The sequence below is a fragment of the Symbiopectobacterium sp. genome (assembly GCF_051710365.1).
GTDB lineage: Bacteria > Pseudomonadota > Gammaproteobacteria > Enterobacterales > Enterobacteriaceae > Symbiopectobacterium.
The window spans coordinates 18,027-27,761 of sequence record NZ_JBPETA010000024.1 but is presented as its reverse complement, the minus strand read 5'-3'; the positions used below and the strand labels follow the sequence as shown (position 1 = coordinate 27,761).

Annotated in this window: 14 protein-coding genes; 11 read left to right on the top strand and 3 right to left on the bottom strand. The window is 57.6% G+C overall.

Annotated elements, in window-relative coordinates:
- Positions 1–214, bottom strand: a 214-nt coding sequence (locus tag ACTBDZ_RS03935; RefSeq protein WP_438814323.1) for a helix-turn-helix domain-containing protein, incomplete at its 3' end; no start/stop codon positions are given.
- 57 nt (positions 215–271) lie between these two features.
- Positions 272–505 (bottom strand): hypothetical protein, encoded by a 234-nt coding sequence (locus tag ACTBDZ_RS03930; RefSeq protein ID WP_406932763.1) that lies wholly within the window; start codon positions 503–505, stop codon positions 272–274.
- Positions 506–768: 263 nt separating this feature from the next.
- On the opposite strand from ACTBDZ_RS03930, the gene ACTBDZ_RS03925 reads away from it, so the two are divergent.
- Positions 769–1,680 carry a DUF3102 domain-containing protein gene (locus ACTBDZ_RS03925; protein ID WP_438814322.1) on the top strand — a complete coding sequence of 304 codons (912 nt, stop codon included), beginning with the start codon at positions 769–771 and terminating at the stop codon, positions 1,678–1,680.
- Between the two features lie 31 nt (positions 1,681–1,711).
- Here ACTBDZ_RS03925 and ACTBDZ_RS03920 read toward each other — a convergent pair whose 3' ends face one another.
- A complete protein-coding gene (locus ACTBDZ_RS03920) occupies positions 1,712–2,479 on the bottom strand; it encodes a DNA adenine methylase (RefSeq protein WP_438814321.1) in 768 nt (255 codons plus the stop codon).
- Positions 2,480–2,756: 277 nt separating this feature from the next.
- Here ACTBDZ_RS03920 and ACTBDZ_RS03915 point away from each other — a divergent pair, with 277 nt between their 5' ends.
- Genes ACTBDZ_RS03915 through ACTBDZ_RS03870 form a run of 10 tightly spaced genes read left to right on the top strand, consistent with a single transcriptional unit; the run spans position 2,757 to position 9,618 of the window.
- Positions 2,757–3,110 carry a putative holin gene (locus ACTBDZ_RS03915; RefSeq protein WP_345994701.1) on the top strand — a complete coding sequence of 118 codons (354 nt, stop codon included), beginning with the start codon at positions 2,757–2,759 and terminating at the stop codon, positions 3,108–3,110.
- Between the two features lie 2 nt (positions 3,111–3,112).
- A complete protein-coding gene (locus tag ACTBDZ_RS03910; RefSeq protein ID WP_438814324.1) occupies positions 3,113–3,751 on the top strand; it encodes a transglycosylase SLT domain-containing protein in 639 nt (212 codons plus the stop codon).
- Positions 3,744–4,367, top strand: a complete 624-nt coding sequence (locus ACTBDZ_RS03905) for a hypothetical protein (RefSeq protein ID WP_438814320.1) — start codon at positions 3,744–3,746, stop codon at positions 4,365–4,367. Before ACTBDZ_RS03910 ends, ACTBDZ_RS03905 begins: the two co-directional genes overlap by 8 nt.
- A complete protein-coding gene (locus ACTBDZ_RS03900; RefSeq protein ID WP_016858261.1) occupies positions 4,364–4,687 on the top strand; it encodes a hypothetical protein in 324 nt (107 codons plus the stop codon). Before ACTBDZ_RS03905 ends, ACTBDZ_RS03900 begins: the two co-directional genes overlap by 4 nt.
- Before the next feature lie 2 nt (positions 4,688–4,689).
- Positions 4,690–5,001 carry a hypothetical protein gene (locus tag ACTBDZ_RS03895; RefSeq protein ID WP_438814319.1) on the top strand — a complete coding sequence of 104 codons (312 nt, stop codon included), beginning with the start codon at positions 4,690–4,692 and terminating at the stop codon, positions 4,999–5,001.
- 2 nt (positions 5,002–5,003) lie between these two features.
- Positions 5,004–5,555: a DUF3486 family protein gene (locus ACTBDZ_RS03890; protein WP_059108322.1), complete on the top strand. Its 552-nt coding sequence runs from the start codon at positions 5,004–5,006 to the stop codon at positions 5,553–5,555.
- Complete coding sequence (locus ACTBDZ_RS03885) at positions 5,552–6,868, top strand: terminase large subunit domain-containing protein (RefSeq protein WP_438814318.1); 1,317 nt, start codon at positions 5,552–5,554, stop codon at positions 6,866–6,868. The genes ACTBDZ_RS03890 and ACTBDZ_RS03885 overlap by 4 nt, the downstream gene beginning before the upstream one ends.
- Positions 6,868–8,352: a DUF935 domain-containing protein gene (locus ACTBDZ_RS03880; protein ID WP_438814317.1), complete on the top strand. Its 1,485-nt coding sequence runs from the start codon at positions 6,868–6,870 to the stop codon at positions 8,350–8,352. Before ACTBDZ_RS03885 ends, ACTBDZ_RS03880 begins: the two co-directional genes overlap by 1 nt.
- Complete coding sequence (locus ACTBDZ_RS03875; protein WP_438814316.1) at positions 8,342–9,169, top strand: phage head morphogenesis protein; 828 nt, start codon at positions 8,342–8,344, stop codon at positions 9,167–9,169. The genes ACTBDZ_RS03880 and ACTBDZ_RS03875 overlap by 11 nt, the downstream gene beginning before the upstream one ends.
- Positions 9,151–9,618 carry a phage virion morphogenesis protein gene (locus ACTBDZ_RS03870; protein ID WP_438814315.1) on the top strand — a complete coding sequence of 156 codons (468 nt, stop codon included), beginning with the start codon at positions 9,151–9,153 and terminating at the stop codon, positions 9,616–9,618. Before ACTBDZ_RS03875 ends, ACTBDZ_RS03870 begins: the two co-directional genes overlap by 19 nt.
- Positions 9,619–9,735 lie beyond the last annotated feature (117 nt).

Sequence of the window (9,735 nt, the reverse complement as noted above, 5' to 3'; positions counted from 1 at the left end):
CGCTGAGGGCGTAGTGCCCATTGAAGCGCTTCTCAACCATGCCCTCTTCCACTAAAAACGGCAGGGTACGACTGATATTGGCGGGTGAGTCATTGATAAGCGTCGCCAGGGCTTTATTGGACAGGCCGTCGCGGTAATGCCCTTTCATGGCTTTTAAAATGCGCAGCGCCCGCCGTGTGCGTGAAGACGGGTGCAGCAATAAGGTGTTTTTCATCGGATGCCTCTTTTTCATTAATGGGAATTGTGTTACCGTCAGTGAAACAGGCGAATGTTATTTTTTATGGCGCTTGTTGCTCGATGGCATGGGTTTCCCCATTATCTGTTCAATGGCGCGTTTTGCTTTACGGGCTTTTCCGCGTGAACCTTGGCAAGCACCATTCAGTAACACATAGATGTCATGAGGCTTAAAGCCAGATTCCTGTGCCCACTTAGCGACTGAAGGATATTGCTGATAGACATGCTCGTAAAAATTGCGCTTAAAATCGGCGGGATGTTGCAGTGACATGGTATTATCTCCGTCATAAAAAGTTAAAAATAAATATACATTGACATACAAAATAATGTAAAGTCTTTTTTGTTTGTTTTTGTATATTTCTTATTACCGTTAAAAACCACTGGCTGTTATCAGCCTAAAGGAGACCTGTATGGCAAAGAAAAAAGCGGCAACCAGCCTGCCTGTAACTACCGCGGACAATATCACGATTGCAGGGGGGGGGGGCAATTGCAGACCCTGAAAAAAATGCAGAAAACAGCGCCCAACAGGAGGTGATGGCGCGTTTCGGAGATGGCTTACCCTATGAAAGAGAACGTATTGTGCATGAAGCGCGTTTTTATATGGCGCAGAGTGCCGAAGCCATGCTGGAAGCGGGGAAGCGGCTAATTATTATTAAAGAAAATGAGCCACACGGCGAGTTTACTAAAATTGTTACTGAGCAATTAGGTCTAGCAGAAAGAACGGCAAGGAGGATGATGGAAGCGTCACTAAAATATTTATCTCCTCAGTTAATGGGAAAACGGCCTACGTTGGCCGGATTAGGAAAAGCAAAGCTGTTTGAATTAATGACCCAAGATGACGAAGATCTGGCGGAACTCGCCGAAGGCGGCACCATTGTTGGCCTGACGCTAGATGAGGTCGACCGCATGTCAGTCAGGGAGTTGAAGGCGGCATTACGTAAAGATGAAGCGGCGCTTAAACGCAGCCAACAACTGGTGGCTGAAAAAGAGAAGCAGCTACAGCAGTTAAGCCAGCAACTGGCTGGCAAAACTTCCACAGCCGCTGCGAGCGATGAACAAACACCCGTTGATGTCCAGCAGTGGGTCACGCTGACACTCGAAGGGGTGGGTGATCGCCTTAAATCAGAGCGCCTGCGGTTGGGGCTTAGCCAAGAAATCTTCGCCGAACGGTGCGGGGTTAAAAAGCTCACCCAGTATAATTATGAAAAAAGTGAGCGACACCCGGATGCGGGCTACTTAATCGCGGCGAAAGCGTTAGGGGTTGACCTTCTTTATGTGATGACCGGTGAGCGCAGCGATGAAGCCAGCGCGCTCGATGTGGTGAGGGATGAGGAGGAAGCAACTTTATTGACGACGTTCCGACACATCCCTGGTGAAACACGCGAGGTGGCACAACGTACCCTTGCTGCAATGGCAGAGAAAAAAACCGCCCGCAGTCGCGCTTAAGTCTTCCCTTCATTCGTGGCCGCGAAAGAGATTATTTGACGGTAATAATCAGCTCACGCCGTTGGGTGGGCTGATTGCTGTTCAGACTATACCGAATCGGTACGCTCTCCATCTCGAACCCCTGAAACACTGCCCGCATCTCGGGAATATCATTGACGGATATAATCATCCTTCCCGCCAGGTCTCGTCCCATCCCCGCCAGTTTTTCGTATTGTTCCAGGCCAAAATCGACGCCATAGCCTTCCGTTCCCCAATACGGCGGGTCGCAGTAAAACAGCGTGTGTGGACGGTCATAACGGGCAATACAGCTGGCCCAGTCAAGCTGTTCAATGGTGGTGCGTGATAATCGCAGATGCGCGAGCGACAGCTCTTCTTCCATGCGTAGTAGGTTCAGCCGCGGCCCACTGGTGGTGGTCACGCCAAAGGTGTGCTCCGCGACCTTGCCGCCGAACGCCTGTTTTTGCAGGTAATAGAAACGGGCCGCGCGCTGGATATCGGTTAAGGTCTCGGTCGGCGTGATGTTTAACCATTGATACATCGCCCGGCTGACCAGCGCCCATTTAAACTGGCGCATAAACTCTTCCAGATGGTGTTTCAGCACCCGATAGAGATTGACCAGCTCGCCGTTGATGTCGTTAATCACTTCCGCCTTGCTGGGTGACTTCATAAAGAAGAGCGCCGCCGCGCCACAAAATGGCTCCACGTAGCAGGTATGCGCCGGGAAGCGCGGTAAAATCTGTTTTGCCAGCCGCCGTTTACCGCCTATCCAGGGCAGTATCGGTAAAAAATGTTGCTGCATTGTCTGTAAGCCTTTTTCACTAATGGAAATTAAGGTAGACTCTTTCCTGTCCTCGAGGACGGAAAGCGCCACGGTTGACTCACAGGTGGATTCTGTGTGTTGACGGCTCGTGCGGTGTTCCTGCACCGTGCGGGTCGCGCTTTTTCCCTTGCCCCGTTAGGGGCTAATGACTGCACCTAACCTAACCACTCACCCACCTCCCCACTAGTAAACCGCTTTAAAAGCGTTTGGCACACTGCCCTGCGACACTGTCTGCCTGATAGTCAGGGAGACCGCCATGAAGACCCCAAAAAAACTCACCTTACCCCGATTAAAAACCCCGCGATTAAGCGGTTGGTTGCTCACCGCCGCGGGTCTGTTGCTGGTAATTGGCCTGGTCTCGCCGCAACAATTGCCGGTGGTGCTCTACAAGCTGGCGTTGATCACCCTGGCGGCGGTGGTCGGTTACTGGCTTGACCGCTCGCTGTTCCCCAAGGCCCGCCCCGGTCAATACCTGCACCATGACCACCCCGAGGTGGCGCAGGGCCGTCATCCGGTGCGCGGCGGCTGTCATCAGGTGTTTGCCGCCGCGCAACTTCGTCGGGCGGTGATTGTGGCGGCGGTGTGTCTTGCCGTGGCGACGGGGCTGTGATGATGAATAACCACCAACACCCCGATAACCCACCCGGCATGATGCTGTTCTTTTTGCTGATGCTACTGCTGGGGGGTGCCTTTGATGCGAATGCCGCGCGTCCGCCGCAAGCCGCACTCCCGTACCGGGCTGACCTGATACGCAACGCTCGTCTGGTGTGGGGACTCAATGCGCCGGTGGCGGATTTTGCCGCGCAGATTGAGCACGAAAGCCGCTGGCAGCCGGGTATCACCAATCGCATCGGCGCGCAGGGGCTGGGGCAGTTTATGCCCGCGACCACAGCATGGATTGGGGAATTAATGCCGGAGCTGGCAGCCAAAGCGCCGCTCAATCCCGGCTGGAGCCTGCGGGCAGTGGTGAGTTTCGATCACTGGCTATGGCAACGCGTGTCGGCGGTGAAACGCTGTGAGCGCATGGCGATGACCCTGTCGGCTTACAACGGTGGCCTGGGCTGGGTACAGCGTGACCGCCGTCTGGCGGAAAGTCAGGGGTACGATGGCAGTCGCTGGTTTGACAGCATTGAGCGAGTCAATGCCGGACGTAGTATGAGCGCCTGGCGCGAGAATCGCCATTATCCCCGCCGCATTTTAAAAGCCCTGGCACCGCGTTACCTGACCTGGGGAGGGGCAAGCTGTGTTTAGTGTAGTTAGCCTAAAAAGCCTCGGCGGGCTGCTGGTGATGGCCCTGCTGTCGGGCATCTGGTGGCACGGCTACACGCAAGGCGCAGGTCGCTCAACAGGACGTTGCGCGGCAACCATCAGTCAGCTGCGCGAGACGTTTGCCACTCAGGAGAAACAGCGCGCCGAGCAGGCAGCGCAAACCCTAAACGCCCTGCAGCAACGATTTACCCATCAGGTGCGGGTCGCTCATCAGGCCGAACAGGACTACCTGACGCGTATTGAGCAGCTGCGCACTCAAACCCAACACTTAACTAGGCGGATAGAGGATGTTACCCAACGTTGGCTGGATGAAAAAGGCCAGCCTCATGCTGTGTCCTGCGTATTTACTCGTGGCTTCGTGCGGCACTACAACGCCGCCCTCGGGCTGTCAGACGTTGACGGTTCAGTCCCTACCCCCGCTGCCGGCGGCGCTGGCAACACGACCCGGCCCACTGCGTCCGCTGGTGAGCCGCTCAGACCCAGCCCGGTCACCCAGCGCGATATCCTCGCCAATATCACCGACAACGGGCAGCAATGTCAGGTCTGGCGGGCACAGGTAAACGGGCTACTGGATTATATTGAAGGATTAACACCATGACATTACAGGTCGATTTTTGGGTACTGGTGAGCTATCTGTTTGGGCTGGCGGGCTTTCTCGCGGGGCTGGCCCGCTGGTTTATCCGTGAGACGGAAAAGCGCCAGGCCGAGCGGTTTGCGTCACTGGAGCGGTTGATGCGCGACGCGTCCGATAAAGGGGCACGCCTTGAGCGCGAGGTGCTGGAATTCAAAGTGGAGGTGCCGGAACGTTATGTCCGGCGCGACGAATTTATTCATTATCAGCAGGTGGTGGAGTCACGGCTTGACGCGATTTACCAGAAGCTGGAAACGATACAACTGCGTCAGGTGGCAGGAGGATAAGGATGATAGAGACCGAACAGGCGCGCCGCGAAGGATTGCGCTGGGTGTTACTGCAGGTGGTCAACAAGGCACGGCCCTATCCGGCCAATGACCGGCTGCTGTGGGATGTGGGCCATTCGCTTTACCCGGACATGACCATGCTGGAGCTGCAAAAAGAGTTACTGTTCCTTGAAGGCTTAAGTCTGGTTCGCCTGACCCGACCGCCCGCACGTTCATGGACGGCCACGCTGACGCCGGAGGGGGTCAATCTGGTGGAATACGTCACCGAAGATATCCCCGGCATTGCCCGCCCGGCCAAATACTGGAGAGAGTGAGCATGGCACCGCGCAGTCATATCGAGGTCTTGCCCCCATCGGTACGTGAATGGCTCGACCGGGCGCTGACCGAGCGCAATTTCAGTGGCTACCGTGAGCTGGAGACGTTGCTGCGGGATAAAGGGTATAGCATCGGTCGGGCGCAGATTTCCCGTTACGGTCAAAAGGTGCAGCGCCGCTTTGCCGCTATTCGTGAAGCTACCGAGATGGCACGCGTCATTACCGAAGGGGCGGAAGACGACCAGGACAAACGCTCAGAGGCGATTATCGCTACTATCCAGGCCGATATCCTGACGGCGCTCATCGACGTACGAGAAGCCAGTGATGACGAAATGGAGCCCGCAGAGCGCGCCTCCCTTTTGGCCAAGGTGGGCAAAAGCATTGCCACCCTGACCCGCTCGTCAGTCAGCCTCAAACGCTATCAGGCCGAGGTGCGCGATAAAATTGCCGCCCAGCTGGATGCGCTGGAGCAGGAAGTCAAAAACAACGACGGCCACGTCAGCCTGGAAACCGTGCAGCGTGTCCGTCAACAGATTTACGGGATTATCCAATGAACGCTGCCCTGCCGCTTTACCCTTACCAGCAGCGCTGGTTACTTGACCGGTCACGCTTTAAAATCGGCCAGTTTGCCCGCCAGACCGGCAAAACCTTTACCACCACGCTGGAACTGGTTGACGACTGCTTTGAGACCGAGGCCCGTGGCGGGCGTACCCGCTGGGTCATTCTTTCGCGCGGTGAACGACAGGCCAAAGAGGCGATGGAAGAAGGCGTCAGAAAGCATTGCCAGGCTTATAGTCTGGTGGCGCGTGAGTTTGAAGGTTACCTGATGGGCAGTGGAGGTGAGCGTTATACGATGCTAGAGGCGGTGCTGCCCGGCGGCTCGCGTATTACCGCACTCCCGGCGAACCCGGATACGGCGCGCGGCTTTGCCGCCAATGTGTTTCTCGATGAGTTTGCCTTTCATGCCGACAGCCGCAAAATCTGGACGGCGCTGTTTCCGGTGATATCGAACGGCTACAAGCTGCGCGTCACCTCCACCCCGAACGGCAAAGGCAACAAATTCTATGAACTGATGACCGATGCGTCATTAGATACCGTCTGGTCGCGCCATGTGGTGGATATCTACCAGGCGGTGCGTGAAGGGTTGCCGCGCGATATTGCCGATATGCGTGCCGCCCTGAACGACGAGGAGGCATGGGCGCAGGAGTTTGAACTCAAATGGCTGGATGAAGCATCAAGCTGGCTCTCCTATGAACTGATTGACGGCGTAGAGCATGACCTGGCGGGTGTCCCCGAACACTATGCCGATGGCCCCTGCTTTGTCGGCGTTGATATCGCCACCCGTCATGACCTGTTTGTGATTTGGGTGATTGAGCAGGTGGGGGATGTGTACTGGACGCGCGACATTATTACCCGCAAACGGGCCACCTTTGCCGAGCAGGACGCGCTACTCGATGATGTCTTTTTTCGCTACCGGGTACTGCGTTGCTGCATCGACCAGACCGGCATGGGCGAAAAGCCGGTGGAAGATGCCAAACGCCGTCATGGTACCCATCGCGTCGAGGGGGTGCTGTTTACCGCCGGTAATAAACTCACGCTGGCCACGCGTGGCAAAGAAATCTTTGAAGACCGCCGGTTGCGTATTCCGCAAGGTGACAAGGATTTACGGGCTGACCTGCACAAGTTAACGCGCGTGACCGGCCCGACCGGTGCCCCGCGCTTTGTGGCCGACAGCGATGCCAGTGGCCATGCTGACCGCACCTGGGCCTGTTTTCTGGCGCTCAATGCCGCCGACAGCCCGACCGGGCCGGGACGTGTTTACTCCCGCCGCCCCCGGCAGGCTAACCGATTACTGGAGGGTTATTAATGGCACGCGGACTCTATGCCTCACCGACCGAATTTGTCGCCTTCGCCGACCCGCGTCGGCCACTGATGCGCACGATTGCCTCGCGCGAGCGCAGCCCGGCAGGCATTCTGGGGTTTACCCAGTGGCTGCCTAACCCGGACGTCATTCTTAAATCCCTGGGGCGCGATATCAGCGTCTACCGTGAACTGCGCGCCGAACCGCTGGTCGGCAGCAGCATTCGCCGCCGTAAATCAGCGGTCAAGGCGCTAGAGCGGGGACTGACGCCCCGCAATGCCGACCCGGCGGTGGTGGATTTTCTGCGTGAGGTGATGGAAGGCTGGGATATCGACCGTATCATGGGCGAGCTGCTGGATGCGGCCTTCTTTGGCTACCAGCCCGCTGAACTGACCTGGGTCAAACGTCACGACCGCCTGCAGGTCAGTGATATTGTCGGTAAACCGCCGGAGTGGTTTAGCTTTGATGACGGCAACCAGCTGCGCTTTCGTGCCAATCAGGCCGGGCTGGCCGGTGAATTATTGCCCCCGCGCAAGTTTGTGGTGGCCACGCAGGACGCGACCTTTGATAACCCTTACGGCTTTCCCGACCTGTCGATGTGCTTCTGGCCGGTGGCGTTTAAAAAAGGCGGCTGGCGTTTCTGGATGCGCTTTACCGAGAAGTACGGCAGCCCCTGGCTGGTTGGCAAACACCCACGCGGCACCGCCGATGCCGAAATCGACCTGCTGCTCGATTCGCTGGACAAGATGGTGGAAGACGCGGTGGCGGTGATTCCCAATGATTCCACGGTGGAAATCATTGAATCCGCGGGCAAGGGGGCCTCCAGCGACATCTATCGCCATCTGATTGAATTGGCGCGCTCTGAAATCGTCATTGCCCTGCTGGGTCAAAACCAGACCACCGAAGCGGAGACCACGCACGCCTCGGCACAGGCCGGACTGGAAGTCGCCGCTGATATCCGCGATGGCGATGCGTCCATGGTGATGAGTGCCATCAATCAGGTACTGCGGTTTATGGTGGAGCTTAACTTCGGTGAAGTGCCAATGCCTTCATGGGCGCTGTGGGCGCAAGAGACCATTGACGAGACCCAGGCCAAACGCGATTTGAGCCTGTCGCAGGCGGGCGCCGTATTTACCCCGCAATACTTTATGCGTGAGTACAACCTGCAGCCGGGAGACCTGAGTGAGTCAGCGGTCATGACGCCCCTGACGAACGCGGCCTTTGCCGAGACGCAGTCCGACGCCGCCGGGCTGGCAGAGGATGAACTGGAGCACGCGCTGGAGAGTCTGATAACCAGCGGGCAACGGGATAAGGCCATGGAGCCGATACTGGCGCCGCTGTTTGCCGCCGTCGAACAGGGCCAGTCGCCCCAGGCATTAATGGGCATGCTGGCAGAAATGTATCCGCGTATGGCGGCTGACCGTCTGCAGGCGCACCTGGCGCGGATTTTATTTGTGGTGAACATCGCCGGGAGGCTCAGTGCTCAATAGTCACGACATTGCCGTCTGTTTTGGCCTGCCGCCTGCACGCGCCATTGCCTACCTCCGCGCCAAGGGTTATCGCATCACCTGGGACTGGGAGGCGATGTGGCAGGAAGCGCATGCCCACGCCTTTACCGTGGCGAAAGTGATGCGCCTTGATATTCTGGAGGATATCCGCCAGGCACTGGAAAACGCCCTGGCGGAAGGCAAGACCCTGCCGTGGTTTAAAAAGGAACTGACACCGGTGCTACAGGCCAAGGGATGGTGGGGAAAAACCGATACCACCGACCCCGTCACGGGCGAGCCGGTCACCTTCCAGCAGGGCAGTGCATGGCGGCTGGAGACGATTTACCGCACCAATCTCTCTATGCTCTACAGCGCCGGACGCTGGGCCGAGCAGCAGGCCAATATCGATGATCGGCCTTACTGGATGTACGTGGCCATCCGCGATAATCACACACGCAAAAGTCATCTGGCGCTGCATGGTTTGGTTTTTCCGGCGGATGATCCGTTCTGGCAGACCTTCTATCCCCCTAACGGCTGGCGCTGTCGCTGCAGCGTGATTGCGCTCTCTGCCGACGACGTGCGTCAGCGCGGGCTGGCGGTGGGGACGGCAGCAGGTCGACTGGAGACGGCGCTCAGACTGGTCTCTGAAAAAACCGGGGAAATGAAGCCGGTGACCACGTTTCATTTACCGTCCGGTAAAACCCTCAGTCCGGACGTCGGCTTTTCCTATACACCCGGTCGTGCTTACGCCCCTGACCTTGCGCGCTACGGCGGCCCGCTGGCTGCACTGGCGCGTCAACAGTGGCGAGGGCCATCATGAAAGACCTGATGCACATTCAGATTGATGCCCGCGAACTGGCAAAGGCGCTACGCAACCTGAGCCTCGCCGGGCAGGACATGACGCCGCTGATGCGCGCCCTGGCAGAAACCCTCAAGACCGAAACCGACCTGAACTTCGAGGATGAGGGGCACCCGGCCTGGCAACCTTCCGTGGCCGCCCTGGCCAGAGAGGGCATGACCTTGTCAGCCAGCGGCCAGCTACGCGGCAGTGTCACCACCGACTACAGTCGCCATCATGCGGCGCTTGGCAGCCACCTTGATTATGTGCGGATACATCAACTGGGGGGCAAGGCCGGACGCCAACGCCGCGTCACCCTGCCCGCGCGACCGTATCTGCCTGTGGATGAGCAGGGTGCGCTTCAGTCCGGTACCGAACAAAAACTGCTGGCGTCGGTGCTGCGCTATCTGGAACGGGCCACCCGCCGCTAACGCCTGTGGCGCGTTTTACGGTGTTCAGGCGGGGCAGTTTACCCCTGAACGCCCTGACGGCCTTTATAAACCTTTATAAAGGCTTTCCTGCGCCCTTTTTATCGCCTGCATTGACGC